At 38.3% G+C, this 24,736-nt stretch carries 19 protein-coding genes, 1 tRNA gene and 1 rRNA gene; 11 read left to right on the top strand and 10 right to left on the bottom strand.

What is annotated here, in order from left to right:
* Positions 1-218: 218 nt before the first annotated feature.
* The 7 genes from CPS_RS02485 to dusB all read right to left on the bottom strand — a co-directional run bounded on the left by CPS_RS02485 (position 219) and on the right by dusB (position 8,602).
* Positions 219-294 (bottom strand) — tRNA-Ala (locus CPS_RS02485).
* Positions 295-391: 97 nt separating this feature from the next.
* Positions 392-1,934: ribosomal RNA gene (locus CPS_RS02480) — 16S ribosomal RNA — on the bottom strand.
* 856 nt (positions 1,935-2,790) lie between these two features.
* A complete protein-coding gene (purD, locus tag CPS_RS02475) occupies positions 2,791-4,086 on the bottom strand; it encodes a phosphoribosylamine--glycine ligase (RefSeq protein WP_011041416.1) in 1,296 nt (431 codons plus the stop codon).
* 40 nt (positions 4,087-4,126) lie between these two features.
* On the bottom strand, positions 4,127-4,975 hold the full coding sequence (locus tag CPS_RS02470; protein ID WP_011041415.1) for a class I SAM-dependent methyltransferase: 849 nt from the start codon (positions 4,973-4,975) through the stop codon (positions 4,127-4,129).
* 511 nt (positions 4,976-5,486) lie between these two features.
* A complete protein-coding gene (purH, locus tag CPS_RS02465; RefSeq protein WP_011041413.1) occupies positions 5,487-7,088 on the bottom strand; it encodes a bifunctional phosphoribosylaminoimidazolecarboxamide formyltransferase/IMP cyclohydrolase in 1,602 nt (533 codons plus the stop codon).
* A gap of 147 nt (positions 7,089-7,235) precedes the next feature.
* Complete coding sequence (gene fis, locus CPS_RS02460; protein WP_011041412.1) at positions 7,236-7,523, bottom strand: DNA-binding transcriptional regulator Fis; 288 nt, start codon at positions 7,521-7,523, stop codon at positions 7,236-7,238.
* A 62-nt stretch (positions 7,524-7,585) separates the two neighbouring features.
* The gene (gene dusB, locus CPS_RS02455; protein ID WP_011041411.1) at positions 7,586-8,602 is read right to left on the bottom strand and encodes a tRNA dihydrouridine synthase DusB; all 1,017 of its coding nucleotides are present in this window, start codon (positions 8,600-8,602) and stop codon (positions 7,586-7,588) included.
* A gap of 291 nt (positions 8,603-8,893) precedes the next feature.
* Here dusB and CPS_RS02450 point away from each other — a divergent pair, with 291 nt between their 5' ends.
* The 8 genes from CPS_RS02450 (at position 8,894) to CPS_RS02415 (ending at position 17,346) form a co-directional block, all read left to right on the top strand.
* Positions 8,894-10,219, top strand: coding sequence for a pepsin-like aspartic protease (locus CPS_RS02450; RefSeq protein WP_011041410.1), 1,326 nt, complete (start codon positions 8,894-8,896; stop codon positions 10,217-10,219).
* Between the two features lie 154 nt (positions 10,220-10,373).
* The gene (locus CPS_RS02445; RefSeq protein ID WP_011041409.1) at positions 10,374-10,934 is read left to right on the top strand and encodes a GNAT family N-acetyltransferase; all 561 of its coding nucleotides are present in this window, start codon (positions 10,374-10,376) and stop codon (positions 10,932-10,934) included.
* A gap of 403 nt (positions 10,935-11,337) precedes the next feature.
* Positions 11,338-11,604, top strand: coding sequence for a hypothetical protein (locus tag CPS_RS02440; protein ID WP_011041408.1), 267 nt, complete (start codon positions 11,338-11,340; stop codon positions 11,602-11,604).
* Between the two features lie 10 nt (positions 11,605-11,614).
* The gene (locus tag CPS_RS02435; RefSeq protein WP_011041407.1) at positions 11,615-13,384 is read left to right on the top strand and encodes a tetratricopeptide repeat-containing diguanylate cyclase; all 1,770 of its coding nucleotides are present in this window, start codon (positions 11,615-11,617) and stop codon (positions 13,382-13,384) included.
* Between the two features lie 140 nt (positions 13,385-13,524).
* Positions 13,525-14,130: a GNAT family N-acetyltransferase gene (locus CPS_RS02430; protein WP_011041405.1), complete on the top strand. Its 606-nt coding sequence runs from the start codon at positions 13,525-13,527 to the stop codon at positions 14,128-14,130.
* A 167-nt stretch (positions 14,131-14,297) separates the two neighbouring features.
* The gene (locus CPS_RS02425; RefSeq protein ID WP_011041404.1) at positions 14,298-15,119 is read left to right on the top strand and encodes an SAM-dependent methyltransferase; all 822 of its coding nucleotides are present in this window, start codon (positions 14,298-14,300) and stop codon (positions 15,117-15,119) included.
* Between the two features lie 54 nt (positions 15,120-15,173).
* Positions 15,174-15,428: a hypothetical protein gene (locus CPS_RS02420; RefSeq protein WP_011041403.1), complete on the top strand. Its 255-nt coding sequence runs from the start codon at positions 15,174-15,176 to the stop codon at positions 15,426-15,428.
* 91 nt (positions 15,429-15,519) lie between these two features.
* Positions 15,520-17,346, top strand: coding sequence for a GGDEF domain-containing protein (locus tag CPS_RS02415; protein WP_187148288.1), 1,827 nt, complete (start codon positions 15,520-15,522; stop codon positions 17,344-17,346).
* Positions 17,347-17,514: 168 nt separating this feature from the next.
* On the opposite strand, the gene prmA is transcribed toward CPS_RS02415, so the two are convergent.
* Together prmA and CPS_RS23835 are read right to left on the bottom strand one after the other, a co-directional pair.
* Positions 17,515-18,396: a 50S ribosomal protein L11 methyltransferase gene (gene prmA / locus CPS_RS02410; protein WP_011041401.1), complete on the bottom strand. Its 882-nt coding sequence runs from the start codon at positions 18,394-18,396 to the stop codon at positions 17,515-17,517.
* Complete coding sequence (locus CPS_RS23835; RefSeq protein WP_187148287.1) at positions 18,378-18,542, bottom strand: hypothetical protein; 165 nt, start codon at positions 18,540-18,542, stop codon at positions 18,378-18,380. The genes prmA and CPS_RS23835 overlap by 19 nt, the downstream gene beginning before the upstream one ends.
* Positions 18,543-18,722: 180 nt before the next feature.
* Here CPS_RS23835 and CPS_RS02405 point away from each other — a divergent pair, with 180 nt between their 5' ends.
* From CPS_RS02405 to CPS_RS02395, 3 genes are all read left to right on the top strand, one after another.
* On the top strand, positions 18,723-19,214 hold the full coding sequence (locus CPS_RS02405) for a putative 4-hydroxy-4-methyl-2-oxoglutarate aldolase (protein ID WP_011041399.1): 492 nt from the start codon (positions 18,723-18,725) through the stop codon (positions 19,212-19,214).
* Between the two features lie 137 nt (positions 19,215-19,351).
* Positions 19,352-20,317, top strand: coding sequence for an NAD(P)-dependent oxidoreductase (locus CPS_RS02400; RefSeq protein WP_011041398.1), 966 nt, complete (start codon positions 19,352-19,354; stop codon positions 20,315-20,317).
* A 387-nt stretch (positions 20,318-20,704) separates the two neighbouring features.
* Positions 20,705-22,408, top strand: a complete 1,704-nt coding sequence (locus CPS_RS02395) for an RluA family pseudouridine synthase (RefSeq protein ID WP_011041397.1) — start codon at positions 20,705-20,707, stop codon at positions 22,406-22,408.
* A 97-nt stretch (positions 22,409-22,505) separates the two neighbouring features.
* Here CPS_RS02395 and CPS_RS02390 read toward each other — a convergent pair whose 3' ends face one another.
* A complete protein-coding gene (locus CPS_RS02390; RefSeq protein WP_011041396.1) occupies positions 22,506-24,524 on the bottom strand; it encodes an amidohydrolase family protein in 2,019 nt (672 codons plus the stop codon).
* Positions 24,525-24,736: the final 212 nt, after the last annotated feature.

The following is a 24,736-nucleotide window of genomic DNA, read 5'->3' as shown; positions in this document are numbered from 1 at the left end:
GAATGAGATAACAGCTTGGTATTTATAATCATGTAAACAACAGCGCGACACCGTGCTTACCTTATAAATACCGATATTTATATCAGCTTTCCAGATTGTTAAAGAATTCAAATTAGCACGCATTCGGCATAATTCGTGGTTTAAAAAACCAAATTTAAAATCACTATAAAGTGTATTTAAATTTGGTCTCTTTCTTTAGTAAAAGATACGTGATGAGTTGGTGGAGCTAAGCAGGATCGAACTGCTGACCTCCTGCGTGCAAGGCAGGCGCTCTCCCAGCTGAGCTATAGCCCCATCAGGGTATCTTTCAATTTGTTATCATGTAATTTGTGTGAACACTCGTGAAATACAATCCGAAAACTGATTTCCATTAAGCAATTTTACTTCAAGATAAGGAGGTGATCCAACCCCAGGTTCCCCTAGGGTTACCTTGTTACGACTTCACCCCAGTCATGAAACACAAAGTGGTGACCGTCCTCCCCGAGGGGTTAAACTAGCCACTTCTTTTGCATCCCACTCCCATGGTGTGACGGGCGGTGTGTACAAGGCCCGGGAACGTATTCACCGTAGCATTCTGATCTACGATTACTAGCGATTCCGACTTCATGGAGTCGAGTTGCAGACTCCAATCCGGACTACGACAAGCTTTGTGGGATTCGCTCCACCTCGCGGTATTGCTGCCCTCTGTACCTGCCATTGTAGCACGTGTGTAGCCCATCCCGTAAGGGCCATGATGACTTGACGTCGTCCCCACCTTCCTCCGGTTTATCACCGGCAGTCTCCTTAGAGTTCCCGCCATAACGCGCTGGCAAATAAGGATAGGGGTTGCGCTCGTTGCGGGACTTAACCCAACATTTCACAACACGAGCTGACGACAGCCATGCAGCACCTGTCACAGAGTTCCCGAAGGCACAAGTCTATCTCTAGTCTCTTCTCTGGATGTCAAGGGATGGTAAGGTTCTTCGCGTTGCATCGAATTAAACCACATGCTCCACCGCTTGTGCGGGCCCCCGTCAATTCATTTGAGTTTTAACCTTGCGGCCGTACTCCCCAGGCGGTCAACTTAGTGCGTTAGCTGCGCCACTCACGGATCAAGTCCACAAACGGCTAGTTGACATCGTTTACGGCGTGGACTACCAGGGTATCTAATCCTGTTCGCTCCCCACGCTTTCGTTCCTCAGCGTCAGTATCTGTCCAGGTGGCCGCCTTCGCCACTGATGTTCCTTCCAATCTCTACGCATTTCACCGCTACACTGGAAATTCCACCACCCTCTACAGTACTCTAGTCTACCAGTTCAAAATGCAGTTCCAAGGTTGAGCCCTGGGCTTTCACATCTTGCTTAATAGACCGCCTACGAACGCTTTACGCCCAGTAATTCCGATTAACGCTTGCACCCCTCGTATTACCGCGGCTGCTGGCACGAAGTTAGCCGGTGCTTCTTCTGTTGTTAACGTCACAGAATGCAGCTATTAACTACACTCCTTTCCTCACAACTGAAAGTGCTTTACAACCCGAAGGCCTTCTTCACACACGCGGCATGGCTGCATCAGGCTTTCGCCCATTGTGCAATATTCCCCACTGCTGCCTCCCGTAGGAGTCTGGGCCGTGTCTCAGTCCCAGTGTGGCTGATCATCCTCTCAAACCAGCTAGAGATCGTCGCCTTGGTGAGCCATTACCTCACCAACTAGCTAATCTCACTTGGGCTAATCAAATGGCGAGAGGTCCGAAGATCCCCCCCTTTGGTCCGTAGACGTTATGCGGTATTAGCAGTCGTTTCCAACTGTTGTCCCCCACCATAAGGCATATTCCCAAGCATTACTCACCCGTCCGCCGCTCGTCAGCAGATAGCAAGCTATCTCTGTTACCGCTCGACTTGCATGTGTTAAGCCTGCCGCCAGCGTTCAATCTGAGCCATGATCAAACTCTTCAATTAAAAATCGTTTGTGTAACCTCATCGCAAGCGATGTGTTACTGCTCAATGAATTCTGTCGTGATACCAACCGAAGTTGATATCGCATTACATAGTCGCTACCTATCTAACTAAAGATAAATAACTATATTTATTTGCATGAACAGCATTCATTAAGCGTTTTTTTGTTCCTACCTAGTAAAAGATAGAGAACTATGTAAAACAACATAATGTGAGTGCTCACACAAATTGCATGATAACTAATTGTTAAAGATGAACTTCATAAACTATGTTTAGAAGTAGATAAGAGTCGCATTCGCTCTTTATCTGAAGCAAACTAAGTTGAACTTAATTTGCGTTGCTCGTTGCTGTTGCCCCGAAGCAGGAGGCGTATAATACGCTTCCGAGTTTTGATGTCAACATTTATTTTAAATTATTTTGAAAAACATTTAAAACTTCAAGTTAACTTACGTTATTTCTCGCTAAAGCGAGTAGATAACGTATCAAAACAGTTCTTTGGGTAACCCCTTGGAACTGGTGGCGCATTTTAGAGACTTTTCACTTTTGATCAAGGGTTATTTTCATCTTTGTGTTTGTTCGGTCAGTTATTGAACACATAGCTTTCTTATTGGGCTATATGGCACGATCATAAAGGATCATCCATCGATTTATAGCAAAATCCTCATTTATTAGATTACCCTTAAACTAGTCCTCGACACCCTCAGATGTCACTATATAGCCAGTTAATAACATTACTTTTATGTAGTAATAAAAAAAACCGACACTAAGGTCGGTTTTTTAAAGTTATCAAAATGATCATCAGGTATAAACAAGCTCGATCTCAAAGGTGATCTAAGCTCTTACCTATCGATCAAATTAGTTAGCTGTTTTCTTGTTCACGTTCTATCGCGCGATAAGCAATATCAGTTCTAAACTCTACACCTTGCCACGAAATTTGATGTAGCAACTCATAAGCTGTCTGTTGCGCCTCTGTGACGGTATTACCTAATGCTGTCGCACATAATACACGACCACCATTAGTCACTACTTCACCTTGCTCGTTTAACTTAGTACCTGCATGGAAGGTCTTGGCTAATACATTGTTGTTTGTATCTAGACCTGAAATAACATCACCTTTAGGGTAATCCGCTGGGTAACTCTGTGCTGCAAGTACAACACCCACAGCAGCACGACTATCAAACTCAATCGTTACTTTGTCTAACTCACCACGTGTAGCGGCTAAACATAATTCAACTAAGTCTGATTGTAAGCGCATCATGATAGGTTGTGTTTCAGGATCACCAAAACGACAGTTATATTCAATAACGTTTGGTGTACCGTCTTCAGCAATCATTAGACCAGCATATAAAAAACCACTGTAAGGTGCATCTTCGTTAGCCATACCTTCAACCGTTGGCATAATAACTTCGGCCATAATACGATCATGAATTTCAGGTGTTACTACTGGTGCTGGAGAATATGCGCCCATGCCACCCGTGTTAGGACCTAAGTCACCATTTAACGCACGTTTATGATCTTGGCTTGTTGCCATTGGTAAAACATTTTTACCGTCAACCATTACGATGAAACTTGCTTCTTCACCTTCAAGAAACTCTTCAATCACTACACGATGACCAGCATCACCAAAGGCATTACCTGCGAGCATATCTGTAATCGCATCTTCAGCTTCAGTTAATGTCAGTGCAACGATAACGCCTTTACCAGCAGCTAAGCCGTCGGCTTTAACAACGATTGGTGCGCCTTGTTCACGAACATAAGCCAATGCTGGTTCAACTTCAGTGAATTTTGCGTAACTACCTGAAGGAATTTTATTACGAGCTAGGAAGTCTTTAGTAAATGACTTTGAACCTTCAAGCTGAGCCGCTTTAGCACTTGGGCCAAAAATAGCTAAACCTTGCGCTTGAAAAGCATCAACAACCCCATCAACAAGTGGTTGTTCTGGACCAACTATAGTTAAGGCAACGTCTTCACTTTGAGCAAAAGCAACTAAGGCAGCATTGTCACTAACATCAATAGCAACATTCTCTAATTTTGCTTCAGTAGCTGTACCCGCATTACCTGGGGCAACAAACACTTTAGTAACCTGACTTGATTGAGCCGCTTTCCACGCTAATGCATGTTCACGACCACCGCCGCCAATAACTAAGATTTTCATATGTTTTTCCTATAAATTTTCTTTTACGCTAAATCAGCAACTACTTGGCTGGTTTAACAAATTTTAATGTCATGCGATCGCTTTCGCCTATCGCTAAATATTTTGCTCTGTCCGTTTCACCTAAGCGCAATACTGGTGGTAAAGTCCAAACACCTTTTGGGTGAATAGCTAAATCTTTTGTATTAGCATTAACTTCACTCGAGCCAGCAAACCTAAAACCAGCCGCTTTGGCTTGTTTAATAGTGTGTACTTCAGATACGTAGCCTTTTGCTTTTTCAGGGCTAACACCTACTGGTAATCTGTGCTCAACAATACCTAAAACGCCACCGGGCTTAAGTGCATTAAAAGCATCTTTGAACACTTGCTCTACGCCAGCATCTTTCCAGTTATGAAGATTTCTAAACGTTAAAATTAGGTCAGCTGTACCTTGTGGTGCTAATTCACTTTCTTGACGTGGTGTGAAGTCTGTTAAAACAACTTCACTGAACACAGCATCGGAAGCAAGTTTCTTCACTAATTTTTTGCGAGAATTACTGTAATAGTTATCTTCACCCGTATCAGGGTAATGGGCACCATATAGCTTACCGGTACCTTTTAAGGCTGGAGCAAGTATTTCAGTATACCAACCACCACCGGGCGTAATTTCAACTACAGTCATATTGGGTGTAAAACCAAAAAAGTCTAACGTTTCAATAGGATGACGGTATTGATCACGCGCTTTGTTTTTAGCGGTACGGTGATCGCCTGAAACAGCATTTTCAAGTGCTTTTACTGAAGCAGTATTTTCGAGTGCATGAGTGTCATGCGCCATAGCAGATAAACTTAATGCGCTACAGCTTAGGGTTATTGCAATAGCAATTGATTTAAGCGAGTTTGATTTAATTGTCATAACTATTTTCCTTGTGATACCCATCTCACTAACTATGTGTTCATTTCTACTTGTTAAAATAACCTATTACTTCGTTATTTATTTAATAATTAACGCTGCATAGATGCAGCTTATTAGACAATGCTGAAGCTTATTGTCCTGAACAACTAGTTATTAAAACAAATGCCTTGTATTTGGCTATTTTTCCTACGTATAAAATAGATCACCTAATTAATGAAACTGGTATGAAATTATTAGTATTTAAGTCGGTATATATTATATAGCGATTAATGTATTAATTAACGGCAATATTTATAACAGATTTAAAACAAACAAGCAGTGTTGATTGTATTTCCATACTAATTTTCATTGTAAGTAAATAAATCAACACTGCTTTTCTGTACTTCTATCTCACTTTAAGAAAGATTCTTTAAGCTGTTAATCTCAATTTATAGGAAAAAGCACGGAGCTGACGTTAGTCAGTGAGTACATTCGACAACTAAATTGTGCCTAACAGCGACAAGAATCAATCTTAATGGCGGAAGTGACGCATACCTGTAAACACCATCGCGATGTTATGTTCGTCTGCTGCTGCAATAACTTCGTCATCACGCATAGAGCCACCTGGCTGAATTACAGCAGTAATTCCTGCTTCAGCTGCAGCATCTAAACCATCACGGAATGGGAAGAATGCATCAGAGGCCATAACAGACCCTTTCACTTCTAAGTTTTCATCAGCTGCTTTAATACCCGCAACTTTCGCTGAGTATACGCGGCTCATTTGGCCTGCACCAACACCGATAGTAGAGCTGTTTTTAACGTAAACAATTGCGTTAGATTTAACAAATTTTGCTACTTTCCAACAGAATTGTAAATCACGCATCTCTTCATCAGTAGGTTGACGTTTAGTTACAACAGTTAAGTCATCACTTGTTACGCGACCTTGATCTGTGTCTTGTACTAATAAACCACCGTTAACGCGTTTAAAATCAAAACCTGTGGTTTTATTATCCCACTGGCCACATTCTAATAAACGTAGGTTAGGTTTAGCAGCAACAATTTGTGCAGCAGCATCTGAAACGCTTGGTGCAATAATAACTTCAACAAATTGACGAGAAACAATTGCTTCAGCCGTATCTGCGTCTAACTCACGGTTAAACGCGATAATGCCACCAAAAGCAGAAGTAGGATCAGTTTTATAAGCGCCTTCATAAGCCGCTAAAATATCATCACCAATAGCAACACCACATGGGTTAGCATGTTTAACGATAACACAAGCCGGTTCGTCAAATTCTTTAACACATTCTAATGCCGCATCAGTATCAGCAATGTTGTTATAAGATAAGGCTTTGCCTTGTAATTGGGTCGCAGTAGAAACTGACGCTTCTTCAGGATTTTCTTCTTTGTAAAAAGCAGCATCTTGATGAGAGTTTTCACCGTAACGTAAATCTTGAGTTTTAATAAACTGGCTATTAAAAGTGCGTGGGAACTTAACTTTGTTTTCTAAAGAAGCTTTAGATTCAGTTTCGCCGTACGCTGGTAACATTTTACCAAAGTAGTTAGCAATCATTCCGTCGTAGCTAGCTGTATGCTCGTAAGCTGCAATCGCTAAATCAAAACGTGTTTTATACGTTAAAGAATCATTGTTGTTATCTAATTCAGTTAATACTCGCTCATAATCGCTAGCATTTACAACAATAGTCACGTCTTTATGATTTTTAGCTGCTGCGCGAACCATTGTTGGTCCACCGATATCAATGTTTTCGATGGCATTTTCTAATGAACAGTTTTCATCACTAACTGCATTAGCAAACGGGTACAAGTTAACCACTACCATATCAATTGCGCTGATACCGTTTTCGTCCATTACGACTTCATCAATACCACGACGCGCTAAAATGCCGCCATGTACTTTAGGGTGTAACGTTTTAACACGACCATCCATGATTTCTGGGTGACCAGTGTAATCTGAAACTTCAGTTACTTTGATGCCGTTTTCGGCTAATAATTTTGCTGTACCGCCAGTAGAAAGAAGATCAACACCTTTCTCACTTAGACGTTGAGCAAACTCAACAATACCTGCTTTATCAGAAACACTTAACAGTGCACGTTTAATTGGACGTGGAGTATCCATCTGTTTATTTACCTTCTTTGTTGTAACTTACTGCTAACTTGCCGCCGATGTGCCGTTAACTTGCATGGCTACATGATTATTTAAAGTGATTTTCAATGTTTTAAAACATAAAAAGCACCCGAGGGTGCTTTTCATTAAAATTCGATATTAGTTCATACCGTATTTTTTAAGTTTCTTGCGTAACGTACCGCGGTTGATGCCTAGTAAGTTGGCAGCGCGTGTTTGGTTACCGCGAGTGTACATCATAACTTCTTCTAACATTGGCGCTTCAATTTCGCTCAATACAAGGTCATACATATCATCAACATCGTTACCATTCAATTGTGATAAGTAGTTGCTGATTGCGATTTTAGCTTGGCTACGTAATGGAGAAGTTTTTGTTTGTGTTTGAATATCGCCAGTGATAAATGGAGAAGAAACATTTTGTTCGAACATATGATATAACTCTTTCTTTTGTTAATAAAAATAAAATAAAACTACAACAACTTGAACTCGCCCTAATAAGAGCCAGTAGTAAAGTCATCAAAAAATTTGTCTAACGTCACCAATTGTTCATCGGTAGACGTTAAACTATTAAAAATAGCCCTAAACGCTTTGCCTTGGTCAATAGTAAACGCTGTGCTAAAACCGTCTAGGGTCTCAACTAGGTTTTGTACATACCAAGAAACATGTTTTCTGGCGATCATCACACCTTTGAAATCGCCGTAAAACTGATGTAACTCCATAACGTGTGCCAATACAATTGAACGAACTTCGCTCAATTCGGGTGCAGACATCTTATTACCCGTGGCCAAGAAATAATTAATTTCTCGAAAAATCCACGGACGACCCTGTGCACCACGACCAACCATTATGGCATCCGCGCCCGTATGGTCTAAAACCTGTAGTGCTTTTTCAGGTGACGTAATATCACCATTTGCCACTACCGGAATTGAAATAGCCAATTTAATTGCTTTAATAGTGTCGTATTCCGCATTGCCTTTATAAAAGTCATTACGTGTACGGCCATGCACTGCGAGTGATGCTATACCACTGTTTTCAGCAATTTTTGCTATTTCAATACCATTACGGGTATCTTCACACCATCCTGTGCGAATTTTTAGCGTGACCGGTATATCTACCGCGTTCACCACTGACTGAACAATACGCTCAACCTGTGCTGGTTCTCTTAACAAAGCAGAACCCGCTAATTTCTTATTTACCTTTTTTGCCGGGCAGCCCATATTGATATCAATAATCTGTGCGCCGTTATCAGCATTTACTTTGGCAGCAAACGCTAACTCATCAGGACAACTTCCGGCAATTTGTACACTGCGGATACCCGCAGCATCACCATGCAGCATTCTCAATTTAGACTTTTCGGTGTTCCATACTTTCGGATTTGACGAAAGCATTTCGGACACTGCTAAACCCGCGCCCAATTGACAACATAATTGTCTAAAAGGTTGATCGGTGATCCCTGCCATAGGGGCAAGCATTACCTGCGAATTAAGTTGATAAGTACCTATTTTCATACTGCTGTTTTTTTGAGCTACCTTTCAAAAGGGCGCTAAGTTTACTCGTTTTTATTTCAATTGAAAAGCATAGAATTTGAACAATATTTGATTTTTTTCACCTTTTTGATATTGACATTTATTAAAACATTAAAGTGAGCGTTAATCGTACGATTTTCGAATAATTTTGTTGACAAAGTTGATAAAAAAGATAAAGCCAAATATGTCGAAAACTTAGCTCGAACAACGCCTGCAACTGTGGCAAAGTAAAATTACTGACTCTTACCTAAACTAATAATAATTATAAATATAATGACAACACTTTTAAGAATTCCCATTACTAATGTATTTGGACAAGGTGATTACAGCGTAACTTTGCACCTTGGTAGTGAAAAATCCCCCGTTAACCTGCTGCTCGATACGGGTAGTAGTACGCTTGTAGTAAAAAGTACGACTTACCAAGCTAACCTGGATAAAAAATTAACACCGAGTACCGCAGTTCAAGAAGTTAATTACGGTGTTGGCGGTTGGAATGGCCCGGTTATATTCACCAGTATTAATATTCATGAGCATTGTCATAAATCTGATCATCCGCAAAGCATTGCGAAAAGCCCAAGCATGAATTTAAGTAATGCGCCCGTTGCACTGGTGCATTCTGACAAACAAAGTAAAACATTCGGCGATGCCGATGGGATTTTAGGTTTGGCTTACCATCACCTAAATAAAAGTTTTGATTTTAGCGATTATTTTACTGAACATAAGATTACCCCTGCGCTGAGTTACCCGTGGCCTTTTAGTCATGAAGTAAGTGAAGACTTGGTTAGTTTTAAAAAACTGATGTGGAAATACCCAGAACATGATGTAACGCCCTACTTCACCTTATTGGAAGAACAGCAGCTGAGTGCTAATAAATTTGCTTTCTACAGTAAACGTTCTGCAATACATGTTAATAAGAGCCACTCAAATAAGATTAACAAAATACCCTCAGACGAGTTAGCCAAAGATCCCTTGAACAAAGGTTTATTAATATTAGGGGGAGGTGAAGAACAAACCGACTTATACCAAGGTGAATTTCAAAGTATCAAGGTTGAGCATGATGTTTATTACAATGTGGACCTTAAATCCGTTCAGGTTGGAACAAGCCAGCCAGTAATAGCTGAGCCGCTTAACCAGAAACATCTAAAAAGTTATTTCACTAATGCCATTATTGATACCGGTGCCGGTGGTATCGTACTTACGGCTGAAATATACCAACAAGTGATTAATGACCTTATTGCTTATAACGCTAACTTTGCCCAATGTTTAGCGCCTTTTAAAGAAATGAGCGCACAACTTGTCGGTATAGATATAAATGAGCTGAAACTAGAGCAATGGCCAACAGTATATTTCAATTTTGTCAGCGAGCCAGCAACCGCTAATACCGAAGAAAAAATTGTACAACTTGCTTGTACGCCAGAAACTTATTGGCAAATTAATACGCCTAATTATGACAAAGCGTGTTTTCGTTTACTAAGCCAATTACCGCAATGGCCAAATCAAAGCATTATTGGCTTACCACTGTTAAATAACTATTACGTGGTGTTTGACCGATCTAAAGATAAAACCGGCGTAGTGAAGTTTGCACAACAAAAAGAGTAAAAAAGGTATTAAGGCTAGTTTAAAACTGCATAATTATTAGATAATTACTCCTGCATTATCTAATAACTATATCAATGACACGTTCTATTAAGTAACTACATGAATGACATAACTACAATATTAAATATAGATATAAAACGAATAAGAGAAATAAATGTATAGTTTTACCACTGAACGATTAATGATAAGACCGTTAAGAGCAGAAGATGAAGTATTTTACTGCCAGCTATATGCTGACTCAAAAGTAATGGAAAACATTGGTAAAACCATAACAAAAAAGCAGGCCCGTCAATGGTTCAAGCGGGCATTAAAAGCATTGTCCAGCCCTAAAAAATCAGTTGTTACCCTAGCAATAGTTAAGAAATCTACAAATAATATAATTGGTATTCAAGCATTATCTTGGCAAAATACTACTCAAATACTAAAACCCTGTAGTCAAAAGCTTGTACAAGCAGAAATTGGTATTATGTTAACGACCAAAGCACAAGGTCAAGGTTTCGGCAAAGAAGCGATAAAGGCTTTAATGGCATATGGCTTTGTCTACCATTCCCTTGATAGGATCAATGCTTTTTATGCTAAGAAAAACTTAGCTTCAGAAAGACTTTTCAATAGTCTACATTTTATTTATGACCTTAGTGCACAAAACTGCAACTCTCAGAATAGCTACCAATACTTTAATAGCCCTCAATTACGTAAAAATATAATATCTAAGTAATCGCTAAAAAGACCAATACCCAAATATCAGAAAAATAAAGTAAATTCCATTGCTTTAATAATCAATTTATTACTTAGAGGGGAAAGCGAAGACTTTATCTACATAAAGATAATCACTCACTCCAAAATGATAAAGGAAATATCAATGTCAGGTAGTCTGTGTTGTGTTGTGACAAGCATTGCTATATATACAAGAAATGCGGGCAAAAAATCGCTCTATACTAAGCTTATTTTTACAACATAATTTAAAATCACATTAAAATGTGATTTAATCATCAAGAAATTAAAGTACATTAGCTAGAGTAGATGATGAACTAACAATATAGATAACAAAGCAGTAGCTAATTATTAATTGATTTCAACAACAACAACAACAACAACAACAACAAACAGTGAGCATAGCTATGAGCAAAGTGATTAAAGCGTTAGAGAAAATGGGTCAGGATTCTAGTCTAGATAATGAGCTAGCAATTACACTATTACTAACATCTTTAAAGATAAATACAAATCAAATTGAAAGCATCATCAATAATGATATCGCTTCACTCAAGCAAGAATTAGATATCTGCCCAGATATAAAATGTTTCATAATTCCTGCTGAAGATGATGATGAAACTAACGATGAGCAAGAATCAGCAGATGAAAGTAATAATTTAGCTATTGGCTTCTAAGCTTACATAAGTGAATAAGAACATTTTAACGTTTTTCATCATTATCAGCTTTTTTACAACGGCTAATGCAAGTGCTGATTTTGATGCAAAGTTGTCTCTAGCAGATAGTATTAGAAGTAGTAAGCCGCAAGAATTTTCTGTCATAATTAAAGGACTAAACCAAGAAAAAAGCAAGTTATCAACCGCCCAATATCAACACCTTAAGTACCTCAATACCTATTCATTAATGTTTCAAGGAAAGCTTGATGAAGCTATCTATTTAGCCAAAGAAATTATCATTTCAGATGCTAATGAAACGTTAAAGTTCAGAGCCAAAATCAGTCTAATGAATATATTTGCTAATAGGCAGAATTGGACGGAAGGGTTAACCAATTTATCAAGCCTCCTAAAAGACCTACCCTCAGTAAAAAATGAAGACTTTCATCAATTGGCCCTAGTGGCGGCTAGCATGTTTTATAATCAACTTGGGCAATATCAACTAGCTCTTTCTTATGCAAAGAAGATAGAGGCTAGAGCGGGCCAAAATAGAAATCAATGTCTTGCAAAAGGCTTTATCGTTGAAGCTTTATCAAAGTCACATCAATTATCGACTAACGACCCCATCATTGAACAAGCTATTGAAGTTTGTCGTAAAAATAATGAAATTCTTATGGTGAGTTTTATTAATTCTCATATTGTTAGAACATATATTTACAACGAGCAATTTATAAAAGCGATCGAATTGTTAAATGCAACTCTACAGTCAACCGTTAATATCAATTTCTCTAGGATAACAGCTGAATATTACTCTTTATTAGCAAATGCATATTGGCAAACCAACGAATTAGCTAAAGCACAATACTTTGCCCTAAAAACACTAGAAAGTAAAAATCAATTAAGCTCCCGAAAAGCAAAAATATTAGCTAACCACCTGCTTTATAAAATATATAAACATCAAAATAATTTAGAGCTCGCACTAAGTTATTTTGAAGTTTATAGCGAATTAGGTAAAGAGCACCTAAAGGGCGAAAAAGCCAAGCACTTCGCATTCCAACTGGCAGAGCACCAGAATATTGAACAAGAAAGCAAGATTAAATTACTCAATGAAAAAAATTCTTTATTACTCAGTGACCAAGCATTAAGTAAGGCCAAAGTTGTCAATATTCAGTTAATGATTTCTATCTTAATGGTGACGCTCGCTTTATTAGTATTATGGGGAGCTCGTTTGTTAAAAGCACATAAACGTGTAAGAGAATTGGCCGAATATGATCCGTTAACCGGAATTTATAATCGAGGTCATTTTACCCATGTGACCAATAGCGCCTTAAAATATTGTAAAAATGCTCAACAAGACTTGTCTGTGATTATGTTCGATTTAGATCACTTCAAAAAAGTTAACGACTCTTTTGGTCATGCCTGCGGTGACTGGGCATTAAAAGAGACCATAAAAGTTTGTCAACGTATTGGCCGTAAAAATGATATTTTTGCCCGCTTAGGTGGTGAAGAATTTTGTTTGGTATTAACATGTTGTACTATTGATGTGGCAATGCTGCGCGCCGAAGCTTGTCGTGCGGCAATTGAAGAAATAATTACCGAAGAATCTGGGAATGATTTTTCAATCACTGCTAGCTTTGGCGTAACTGATATCAAACGTTCTGGATTTACTTTAGACAAGCTATTAGCGGATGCGGATATGGCCGCTTACGCATCAAAAAATGCAGGCCGTAACAGAGTCACTCTGTTCGAAGTACCTTACACAGCTAAAGCAAATAAATTAGATGACTCATGGAACTATAACTAACCTTTTTTTCTAATGTATTCCCCATAACATGTATACCCATTACCATTATTTCATCACAACGCCTTGAGTTGAAACATATCAAGCACTCTGGAAAATGCATATTCAATGGTAACGGGTATATATTCAATTGAAGAGTTTTTATGCACGCCTTTACTACTGAACGGTTATTAATCAGGCCGTTAATCTCGGAAGATGAACACTTTTATTGTTATCAATACACTGACAAAAAAATGATGCGCATTGTTGGCGAGCCGCTAACCCAAGAACAAGCCAGTGCGGCATTTCATCGTGCATTAAAAGCCAATAACCTAGAACAAGATACCGTACGTACTTGGGCAATTGTCGATAAAGCAGCAAATGACATTATTGGTACTCAAGCATTATCTTGGTTAGCCACGAGACAAACGACCAAACCAAGCTCCTCCCCTATTGAGCAAGTAGAAATTGGTATTATGTTAGCCACTAGAGCTAATGGGAAATTATTACCTGAAGAAGCAGTATCTGCCATCATGGAATACGGATTTAAACAGCTCAATATTGGTAGAATTAATGCATTTTATGCTAACAAAAATAGAGCTACCCAACGTATATTGAAAAAAATTGGTTATATATTCGAACCCTGCTTGCAAGATAACACTACCGACAATGGTTACCAATATTTTGAGCAACACCAGTGGAGTGGTGTGATAATTACTCAACTTTTCCCCGAAGAAATCGAGATAAAAGAACCTACTGTTAATGATTAGCGATTAACTCTATAAATACGATTATAAACTAATATACTCGTTGCCCCTTGTGCTTGCTTCTGCTAATTTGGTTACAAAATAATAACAACTTTACCTCTTGCCTTTTTAGTAAGCAACGCACAGTAGTTATCGTTAAATTATCAATAAAAAATAAAAAGGAATTTATCATGTCAGGCAGTTTAGTGTGTGTTGGTACTGGCATGACGTTAGGCGCTCACATTAGCCCTATTTCTCAGAGTCATATCGAACAAGCTGATATTGTATTTTCACTGATGGCCAATGGTTTTGCCCAAAAATGGCTTGAAGGAATGAATACTGATGTTCGCTGTTTGCAGGGTTTCTACCAAGAAGGTAAAAATCGCAACATTACCTATAACGAAATGGTTGACGCTATTTTAAACGAAGTGCGTAATGGTAAAAAAGTGGTTGCTGCTTTTTACGGCCACCCTGGTGTATTTGCCTGTGTTGCTCACCGAGCAATTAAAAAAGCCAAATTAGACGACTTCCCCGCTTCGATGGAGCCCGGCATATCTGCAGAAGATTGTCTCTATGCAGATTTAGGTATAGATCCTGGAAAAACTGGCTGCATGCATTATGAAACTAGCCAGTTTATGTTTTATAAGCGTAATATTGATACTTCTGCCCATTTAATATTATGGCAAGTCGCGCTTGCTGGTGATAAATCTTTAGGAAAGTTCTCTACAGGAAAAGCTTATCGCCAAGTATTAGTTGATTTACTGCTGGAACATTATCCCCGTGATCACGAAGTTATATTATATCAAGCAAAAGGCATTGCCATTGAGCCGATGCGTGAAGACAAAATACTGTTAACTGAACTTGTTGATGCTGATTTGCTGATGCAAACCACTTTGGTGATCCCGCCATGTAGTGCAATGCAAGCCAATGAAGAATTGTTAGCTAAGCTCGCAAAAATTGACAAGCAAGAAGAGCGTAATAAAAACCGTCCTGCTTTAACCTTGGTGTTATAAGTAATAAATAGAGTTACGGTAAATAAATTTATCATTAAAAATGGAGTAAGTACTATGAGTAAAGTAATTGAAGTATTAATGCAAATGGCGAGTAATGCCGAGATGAGCAACACAAAGTCACTCGCTGAGATGCTAAGCAATGCTAGCCTCACTCAGGCTCAAGAATTCGCTATACAAACTAAAGACATGGATGCTTTAAAAGCAGCGACTTATAACTTACCTGAAATTAGATGCTACCCAATATTACTTCCTGACGATAAAAGTGAAGAAGTAAGCACTGTAATTAATAACACCGTAGTTAACTTTTAATCGACTTAATTTAAATTAAAAACAAATGAATAATAACTGCGTTTTAAAGGAATTAAAAAACAGTCTTCACCTTAAGGTGCAGTCATTATTTTTGTGTGTTTTTATTAGTATTTCCGTAGGACTAATTACAACCTCCCCCCAAGCAATTGCTGAATCCTTTCAATATGAGAATGATCAAACAGATGTACTGAAATTAAAGTTTAGTTCAGAGTATATCTCTGAAAAATTACTTATAGCCGACAGAAATAGACGCGAAAACCCAGTACTATATAAAAAAATCTTAGCTGAGTTGGCACCATTAGAAAAATCATTTACTCGTGATCAACACTCTTATTATCAGTTTCTTCAAGGTTACTTGGCCATTTACCATGGAGATTATGAGCAAGCCGATAAACTCTTGTCTGAGGTTCTAAATTCTAGTGCCGATAAACTTATGAAGTTTAGAGCAAACTATACCTTGATTAATGTTGCTGCGGCCAAAAAAGACTGGTCTGACGGTTTAAGACATATTGCCGTAAACAAAGAAATGCTGCCATCTATTACTGATAAAGAGCATTATCAACTAAGTATTCTAACCGCTGTTATTTTTTATAATCAACTTCAACAGTTTGATTTAGTGCTTAAAAACATAGCGCAGGTAAAGCGAGATAATCTCCCTCAAGAACATAACTGTTTTCTCGAACAATTCTCACTTGAAGCAAAACTCAACTTACAACTAATAAAACCTGGCGATAAAAGTATTGATAACGGTTTAGACATTTGTCAGCAAGCTGGAAACAAGATAAGTACCAATATAATTCGTGTGTATCGAGCAAAGTTATATTTAAAAGCGCAGCAACCAGAGAAGGCACTTGCTGAAATATTGCCTTATTACGATGAAATCAACACAACGCTATTTCCCATGTTGATTGCGGGTATGAATAACACTCTAGCCAAGAGCAATTATCTAATAGGTAATATTAAGAGCGCTGAAAAATATGCTTTAGCGGCACTCAGGGCTAATAAAAACAATACAATTATTAAGCAGAGTGCTGATAGCTATAAATTACTTTACCAAATAAATAAATCACAAAAAAATATCGCTCTAGCGCTGAGTTACCATGAGAAATATAACGCGTTAGAAGTGGCGCATTTGGAGGACGAAAAATCTAAGCATGTTGCGTTTCAATTGGCTGAATTAAAAACGTTTGAACATGAAAACCAAATAATATTATTGAATGAACAAAATACTTTTTTAGCTGCAGAGCAAGCGTTATCAAATATTAAAGTAGCTAATATCCAGCTGATTATAACTGTGATGACTTTGATCATTATTATGTTAATTATTTGGGGTGCCCGCTTATGGAGATCTCATAAACGCGTAAAAGCATTATCTGAATATGATGAGTTAACCGGTATATATAACCGCAGACACTTTACTCAAATTGCCGTAAGTACCCTGAAGTATTGTCAAAGCGCTGAACAAGATTTAAGTCTGATTATGTTTGACTTAGATAACTTCAAAAAAATTAACGATAACTTTGGTCATATCTGTGGTGACTGGGCATTAAAAGAAACCATTAGAGTATGTGAAACCATTGGCCGTAAAAATGATATATTTTCCCGTTTAGGTGGTGAAGAATTTTGTATTTTATTACCAAGTTGTAATATTGAAGTAGCAGTTCTGCGGGCTGAATCTTGTCGTGCCGCTATTGAAAATACGATTACTGAAGAGTCAGGTAATGACTTTAGTATTACTGCCAGTTTTGGCGTAACTGATGTAGCACGTTCTGGCTATAATTTAGAGAAGTTATTAATTGATGCTGACTTTGCTGCTTATGAATCGAAACATGCAGGTCGAAATCGGGTTACTGTTTTTGAACCTCAAGAGGATGAAACAGGAAAGTCGTTAGGTAACTCATGGAGTGTTGCTCCTTAACTACTAAGAGAATTAACACCTACTCTTTGCTGAGGCATATTGGCAGTGGCACTATACTGTTCATCGCTATTTCCACCACCTATTAAGCCGGAATCTATAGCGCTTCAGAGATTACATCACAGAAATGATATTGCATTACTGTGATGACAAAATGATTCCCATCTATAACTACTTGCGTTGTCCGTTTAGGCGAACCCATTCTTCTTGTACGCTCACTGGCTCCATATCACACCATTGCCCGTAAATTGTTTGTAGTGTTTGTGCCTGTTCTTCTAATACACCAGACAAAGCTAACAGCCCTTTATCACCAACATATTCGATAATAACTGGTGCTAACTCACGTAATGGCCCAGCTAGAATATTTGCTACTACTACGTCAGCTTTGAATTCAGGCTGATCTTTAGGCAAGTATAATTCAAGTCTATCGGAAACATTGTTACGCTCAGCATTAGCAAGACTTGCTTGTAAGGCTTGTGGGTCGATATCAATACCAATAACTTTCTTGGCGCCTAACTTAAGCGCTGCTAGTGATAAAATTCCTGAACCACAACCAAAATCGACTACGGTTTTATCTTGTAGGTCTAAGCCGTCTAACCACGTTAAACATAATGCTGTGGTTGGGTGAGTTCCGGTACCAAACGCAAGGCCTGGATCTAACATTACATTAACCGCTTCAGGGTCTGGAACATCGCGCCAGCTAGGACAAACCCATAAGCGTTCACCAAATTTCATTGGGTGGAAGTTGTCCATCCATTCACGTTCCCAGTCTTTGTCTTCTAATTGCTCTAGTTTATAGCGCATTTGCTCTTTATCTGGATGAATACTTTGCAAGTAACTAATGACTTTGTCCATATCATGGCTAGCTTCAAATAGGCCCATGACGACGGTATTCGACCAGTAGATAACTTCATCACCGGGTAATGGTTCATATATTGGGGTGTCTTTAGCATCGATAAAGGTAACGGCTTGTGAACCACAGGCTGAAAGCCAATCACTATATTTTTCAGCGTTATCTTCGTTGGCGCTTAATCTTAGTTGTATCCAAGGCATTTGATTTTCTCTACTGGTATTTGGTGTTTGCTGCTACTGGTTGTCGCTGTCTCTGTCGTTAGTGCAAAGAGCCGATGTAGTTGACAAATAGTAGCAATAAATAAGCTTGATGCTAGTTTACCATCCATTACTGCTAGAGTAGGCATAAATAATACCACTTTCATTAAGTTTGACATTTTTTGTACGTAGAAAAACAGATCAAAGCAAGGCCAACGATTCAGCCATAGCTGACTATTGAGATTAAGAACAATGTGATCTTAGAATGTTTTAATACGTACAGAGTAATAATTGAATGAAGTGGCTCTAATCATAAAAAGGAAAATAATATGCTAGATCTTCTCCCTGACTTATTTGATCAATATCCGGAGCAACTTAGCCTCGCTAACCAAGCTTTTACTGATTACGGCAAGAACACTATTTTTTATGGTGAGATTGTCACCGTTTCTTGCTTTGAAGACAATTCAAAAGTAAAAGAGATATTAGCAACTGATGGCAGCGGTAAAGTACTGGTTGTTGATGGTAAAGGCAGTATGAATCGTGCACTTTTAGGCGACATGATAGCTGAAAATGCGGTTAAAAACAATTGGCAGGCTGTAGTAATAAATGGCTGTATTCGCGATGCAGGCACTATCAGAACTTTAGAGATTGCGGTAAAAGCTATTGGCTGTAACCCGATAAAAACAGAGAAGCTAGGTGTGGGTGACACTAACATTGTCGTTAATTTTGCCAATGTTGAATTTATACCCGGTTGGTATGTATATGGTGATGAAAATGGCTTAGCAGTAAGTAAATCAAAGTTAAGCGTAACAGCAGGTTAATGGAAAATTCAGTACTGAACTAAGTGCTAAATTAGGTATCAAATTCTCTATCAAAGTAATACAGATTAAGGTTTTATCTTTTCTGCTATGTTAATCTGAGCGAAATAAGATAGGTAAGTAAAAAAGTTGGCTTGTAGATGAAATATTTTCCCGTTTTTCTTGATGGTAGTAAAATTAATGCCATGGTAGTTGGCGGTGGTGATGTTGCCGCCCGTAAAATTGAATTACTGTTAAAGACCACAACAAACATTACCATAATGGCGGAAAACGTTACGGATGGTGTTGAGCGTTTAATTAACGAAAATAAATTAAACTGGTTAAAACATAACTATCAAGCGGGTTTGTTAACTAAGATTACCTTAGTGATTGCTGCCACAGATGATACCACCGTTAATGAGCAGGTTTATCATGAAGCAGTTGAATTTAATATTCTTGCAAATGTAGTTGACCAACCTGCCCTTTGTACTTATATCACGCCAGCGATTATTGATCGTTCACCTATGATTATTGCACTTTCAAGTTCAGGCAGTGCGCCTATTCTCATTCGCATGTTACGAGAACAGATTGAGAAAATATTACCGCAAGGTTACGGACGCTTGGCTGATTTTTCATTAAAGTTTCGTGATCATGTAAAAGCACGCATTAAAGGTATACGTAATCGTCGCACCTTCTGGGAAAACACCTTACGAGGTTCAATAGGGCAAGCATTACTCGATGGTAAGCATCAAGAGGCTGAGCAACTATTGATTGTGAGTTTGAAAGAAAAAATTGCCCCGCCCCAGGGTGAAATTATTTTTATTCAAACCCTTGAGGGTAACCCTGATAATTTAACATTAAAAGCCCACCGCGCTTTACAGTTTGCTGATGCTGTTTTTTATGATGATGATGTTAATATTGAATTGATTGAATATGTTCGCCGCGACGCAGAAAAATATCCTCAGAGTGTCAGTTCAACCCTTATGCTCAATTACCAACATGCGTTAGAGCTTGCCCAAGAAGGGCAACAGGTTATTTACTTACTCAGCGGTAATGAAGAATTACCCAGTAATGCTGCCTTAATTTCTAGTGGAATTAGTACCACAATCATTACCAATGGTAGCTAGTTTTTATAAAAGTCTGACAGAAAATTATAATTGCACAAATGTACTGTCAGTTTTTTTACAACCTGAATTTTTAAAACACAAAAAGTTTACAATTTAACCAACTAAATAGTCTAATAAAATTATTTATACCTAAGTAGGTATTAGTAAATAGAATGTAATCAAAGGTGGCTATAAGGCTTTCTTCTTGGTTTTTTTGAGTAAAGTGTTTTTAAAACTACAAACGAAACAATGAACTAACTTTAGCTCATTATTAACTGAGCAAAATAGTGTTATTTTAAAAGTGCGTATTGTATTAATTGCGATTAGAATACGCACAATTGTCAATAAAGTAACCATGCTAAATCCAAGGTTACCATTTAGGGTTACTCCGCTGTAGCAATAACGTCTATGTCTAATACTTCGATTTCAACTTACCTTTCCTCTTTTGTCAGTGATATTTCACACTACTCATTACCCGACTCCTTTCCCGGTAAGTTTACCTACCCATTTTGTTATAAGGCACATCCCTTAGCATTAGCGGCGAGTGAAGAGTTACAACAAAAATTGGAAAAGTTCCATCCTGTTGAGTCTGAGCAACAAGGAAGAATGTATGGGGTATTAATAGTTAAAGATACTCAAGGCTCACTTGGCTACTTGGCTGCACTTTCCGGCAATGCGAATGAGAGCAACACCGATAAGAGTAATATCGACAACGACGCTTCAATTAACTTTGTTCCTACAATACATCAAGCATATAACCAGAGTGAATTTGAGAAACAACAACAAGTTGAAATCAATGGTATTAACAAAAAAATCAACCTACTCGCAGCTAATCCTGAGATTGATAGGTTAACGGTTTTATTGGAGACAGAAACCGCTAAATCTGATGAAGAAATACAATCTCTGCAACAGCAAATGCGGGATAATAAAAAAGCACGTAAAGACCAACGTACTTGGCTAAGTACAACTGTTTTACCTGAAGATGAACACAGAGACATTAGCATTGCGCTATCTCGCGCCAGCGTAACGGATAAAAAAGCGCTGCAAGCACTAAAGCTACAACATCAAACAAAGATCAACTTAACCTCAAGTAATTTGCAGCAACTTACTAATGAAATAGAGTCGTTAAAAAACCTCAGGAAAAAGCTCTCATCAACACTGCAAAAGCATTTTTTTAAGCAATATCAAATGCTAAATAGTAAAGGTGAGAGAAAAGATTTGATTAAAATTTTTGCTGATACCTTATTGCAAAAACCGCCGGCGGGTTCTGGTGATTGCGCAGCACCAAAATTGTTACAGTATGCCTTTGAACATAAGTTAACACCGCTTTGTATGGCTGAATTTTGGTGGGGAAAACAACCTAAATCAGAAATAAGAAAACACAAACACTTCTACCCTGCCTGCCAAGGTAAGTGCCTCCCTATTTTAGGTCACATGCTTGAAGGTATGGAGGTAGATAAAAACCCTCTATTGATTAATCCAGCCGAAGGTATAGACCTAGAGATTGTTTTTCAAGACGAGCATGTTGTGGTGGTAAATAAGCCCGCAGGTTTATTATCTGTTCCTGGAAAGTCGATTAAAGACTCAGTGTATACACGTATTAAGACACAATTCCCTCAAGCAAGCGGTGGTTTGATTGTTCATAGATTAGATATGGCCACTTCTGGGTTATTAATGCTGGCACTCAATGAACGCGCCCATAAACATTTGCAACAACAGTTTATGAATAAAGAAATTAACAAACGTTATGTGGCAACTATTGAGGGTAAATTAGAAAAAACATCTGGTGAGATATGTTTACCTCTTCGTGGAGACTTTGATGATAGACCAAAACAAATGGTGTGCCATGAGCATGGTAAGTATGCTGAAACGCACTGGCAGCTTATTGAAGAAGTAGATAATACCAGTAAGTTATTTTTATACCCTATTACAGGCAGAACTCATCAATTACGCATGCATTGCGCTCACCCAGATGGACTTAACCTCCCCATTATTGGTGATAGTTTATATGGCCATAGTGCTGATAGACTTCATTTACATGCACAACGTTTAAGCTTTACACACCCCATAACTAAAGAGTTATTAACCTTTGAAGTAGCAGAAAACTTTTAATTTTAACCTTAGTTTAAATACTAAAAACAATATCAGATCGGTGAGTGTAAGACATACTGTAATTTCAACGTGTCTGACACTCGTCCTGATGCGTGCGTTACTGCAAATGGCTTGATGGCGTAAAGGGCTTTACTCCAAGTATTTTGTACAATTCTTCCGGTTTATAAAAATGGTTATCTTTTATCACCAAGGAAGTTTTTCTTAAAACTGACATGTCTGTGAGTGGGTCACCATCAATCAAAAGCACGTCAGCTGATTTACCCTCGGTGATAGATCCCAAATAATGTGCTGCTCCAACAAGTCTGGCTGAGTTTATACTAGCAATTTTAAGAACATCCATTTCAGGGATACCAGCATCAGCGTATAATTCAAGCTCACGTTGGAGTGTGAATCCAGCGATGTTATCTGTGCCAGGAACAATAGGCACCCCTTTGTCGTATAACTTCTTAACCAAAGCCGACATAGCATCAGCTCCTGCTTGGTAGTTATCCTTTAAATCATCTGACACATTCATTTCAGCACCTTTTAATTGGCGTAAAACATTAGGAGGTAAATGCTCAGCAACAGCAAGGAACTCAGGATCAATTTTTTTTCTTTCTTTTAATAGTAAACTTCTAAATGTTGATATCGTAGGGTCAATAACTGTCTGGTTATCGGCGAGTAACTGAATAAAGTCATTAAACTCTTTACTATTAATGTCTACGTCTCCCGCTTTTTCACCGATTAAGGTGAAGCGGAGTTGCTGACGAGTATCGACTTCTGTACCAGCCAAAAAGTTTAAAAACAGCATATTAATATGCTGTATTTCATCATAACCTGCTTTAACAGCTTGCTCTGCTGTCATGAATGCAGGTATATGACCACTTAAACGCAAACCTCGACTATGTGCATGTTTTGCAATGGACTCAACCCACGTAGGATCGATAGAGCTATAGAGTTTGATTTGTATGTAACCATTATCAGCAAACCAATCTATCTTCTCATGGGCTTCGGCTAATGACTTCACCGACAAACCAGCAGAAAACTCACTCATTTGGTCAAAAAAACCTGCTCTAAAAACACGATTACCAATTACCTGGTTAGTATTAAATAACCGCTCTATCGTCATTATATTGTCATGGCTGTTACCAACATCTCGAACATTTGTTACTCCCGCAGCTATATTAAGCAAACCATCACCTTTACTTAAGTGACCGTGCATATCCCACAACCCAGGTATCAAAGTCTTTCCCGAACCATCAATAGTTGGTGTGTTTTCGGGCACATTAATATTTTTAGCAACATGAGACACCTTGCCATTTTTAAATAATACATCTGTATTTTTAAGAACCACAGAATTAATTACATCGACTACTTGGGCGTTTTTAATCAACAAGGTTGTATAAGAGTGACTTAATTTACTAGAAACACCTTCGAGATATTCTTGTTCAGCTGAGTTTTGAATTACTTTTAGTTTGTCAAAATCATCTAATGTAAAACCTTCACGAATTACTTTCATAAAACCCGAGTGATCTTTAGCAAAAAAATTTCCTTGGCTGTCATACCAGCTAAAGTCAGGGGTAAAACCTAAACCACTGATAGCGTATAAGGTAACTTGCTCTGAGCCACTCTCTGCTGATAACTTAACAGTTTTTAATTCTGTTAACCTTGCAGTCCCTGACGGTAATAGCTCTATAGAGTTCCCTATATTCTTTAACATGGCTTGCACCATTAAGTTTTCAGCAACAACGGCACTATTTACCGGTAGATAAAATCGTTCACCTGTAGATTTGACTCTGCCGTCTTCTTTGTTACTTTCCCAACTAGCAATGCCATCTTGCCATTTAAACGACTCTGCAATAGCAGCACCAAATGGCGACAGGCCGGTAGACTCAAAGCTTAAAACTTGCCCCTTTTCATTAAGCTTTATTTTTTCATCAACTTTGAAAACACGATTGTTCCAACGCAAGTCCAAGCTACCATGGTATTGAGTATCTGAGACCTTTGTCATGATCTGTTTACCTGCTAATCCTTTCTCTGAATAAACAAGATTAGTAATGGATGTGTTATTGGCAAAAACTAGAGCCGATACCATGGATGAAAGCGCTAAGAGTAATCGTAAAAGTGACCAATTCATTAGACTAATTTCCGTATTTATATTGGGTTTGCCAAGTATAGTTGACTAACTAACAAATACAAAAGTGACACAAAAATCTAAATAAAACTAATGTTGACTTCAAAAAATGAGTCCACTAGAATCATCACTAGGTTGCAGAGACGCCTTTTCCGCTCAAGATGAATTCACTCTGATATCAATGATTAATCAGTTCAATACGAACTAAGTAGGCC

The organism is Colwellia psychrerythraea 34H (genome assembly GCF_000012325.1).
Lineage (GTDB): Bacteria > Pseudomonadota > Gammaproteobacteria > Enterobacterales > Alteromonadaceae > Colwellia > Colwellia psychrerythraea_A.
Note: the sequence above shows the minus strand (reverse complement) of the source record. Positions and strands in the feature narration are given on the sequence as shown.